Annotated in this window: 3 protein-coding genes; all 3 read left to right on the top strand. The window is 73.3% G+C overall.

Features of this window, described 5'->3' with window-relative positions; all coding sequences use genetic code 11:
* The first annotated feature begins 2 nt into the window (after positions 1–2).
* On the top strand, positions 3–179 hold the full coding sequence (locus B8460_RS23675) for an ArsB/NhaD family transporter (protein ID WP_277813993.1): 177 nt from the start codon (positions 3–5) through the stop codon (positions 177–179).
* Positions 180–208: 29 nt separating this feature from the next.
* A complete protein-coding gene (locus B8460_RS17785; protein ID WP_048862959.1) occupies positions 209–655 on the top strand; it encodes a DMT family transporter in 447 nt (148 codons plus the stop codon).
* A gap of 17 nt (positions 656–672) precedes the next feature.
* Positions 673–1,236, top strand: a 564-nt coding sequence (locus B8460_RS17780; protein ID WP_048862958.1) for an MFS transporter, incomplete at its 3' end; no start/stop codon positions are given.

Below are 1,236 nucleotides of genomic sequence, written 5' to 3'. Positions count from 1 at the left end.
GCATCGATCTCGGGCCGAATCTGTCGGTCACCGGTTCGCTGGCAACCATCCTGTGGCTCGGCGCGCTGCGGCGTGAGGGGCTCGCGGTCGGCGCCGGAACGTTCCTGCGGCTCGGTCTGATCGTGATGCCGCCGGCGCTGATCGCGGCCCTCGGCGCGCTGCTGCTCGCCGGGCACTGAACCGCTTCCGCCACATCCGAGGGGATTGCATGAAAGCCGCCTGGATCTATCCGCTCATCCTCGCCGCCGGGGCGCTGCAGGCCTGGGGACCGCCGATGAACGGCGCGTTGCGGGTGGCGCTGGTCAATCCGTGGCTGGCGAGTCTGGTGTCGTTCCTGCCGATCATCGCGCTGCTGTTCATCGTCTATGTCTGCATGCCGACGCCGATGCCGACGATGGCGAGCGTCGCCGCGATGCCGTGGTGGGCGCCGCTCGCGGGCGTGATCGGCGCCTTCGCCGTGGTGGCGGGGCTGATGTTCGTCGACCGGGTGGGCGCGGGCACGTTCGCCGCGCTGCTGATCACCGCCAACATCCTGATGTCGCTGGTGATCGACCAGTTCGGCCTGTTCGGCATCCCGGTGCATACGATCTCGCTGCCGCGCGCGCTGGGCGGGGCGCTGCTGGTCGCGGGCGTGGCGCTCGTCGCGCGGTTCTGAGCGGCCGGGCCGGGGCGATGGACGCGGCCGCCGACGCGGCAACCGCCGCACCGACGCTTGCGCCCTCCGCCCGCGCGGCGCGCGCGGGGTTCCGTCCGGCGGCGCTCGACGCGCTGAACTTCCTGCTCGCCGACGTGCGCGGCGCGCTCGGCCCGTATCTCAACGTCTTCCTGACCACGCAGCAGCACTGGAGCCAGTCGAGCGTCGGCGTGGTGACGACGCTGGGCGGCCTGCTCGGCCTGGTTGGCCAGACGCCGGCCGGGGCGCTGATCGACGCGACGCGGGCCAAGCGCGGGCTGATCGTCGCAGCACTCGTGGTGCTCGCGGCGGGCGCGGTGGTGATCTTCGCGTGGCCGTCGTTCTGGCCGGTGCTGGCGGCCAACGCGCTGATGGGGCTGGTGGGCGACATCTTCGGCCCCGCCGTCGCGGCGCTGACGCTCGGCCTGTACCGGCGCGCGGCGCTGGCGCGGCGGATGGGACGCAACGCGGCGTTCGATCACGCGGGCAACGTCGCCATCGCCGCGGCGGCCGGCGCGGTCGGGTGGGCGGTGTCGCAGCGCGCGGTGTTCCTGCTGGTGCCG

It is taken from the genome of Acidisphaera rubrifaciens HS-AP3 (assembly GCF_000964365.1).
GTDB classification, from domain to species: domain Bacteria; phylum Pseudomonadota; class Alphaproteobacteria; order Acetobacterales; family Acetobacteraceae; genus Acidisphaera; species Acidisphaera rubrifaciens.
The sequence above is the reverse complement of the archived record's forward strand: the minus strand, read 5'-3'. Positions and strand labels throughout refer to the sequence as shown.

What these genes read in the sequence shown, in the direction of transcription:
- B8460_RS17785 (WP_048862959.1), top strand. Translation starts at nt 209, where the DNA reads ATGAAAGCCGCCTGGATCTATCCGCTCATCCTCGCCGCCGGGGCGCTG.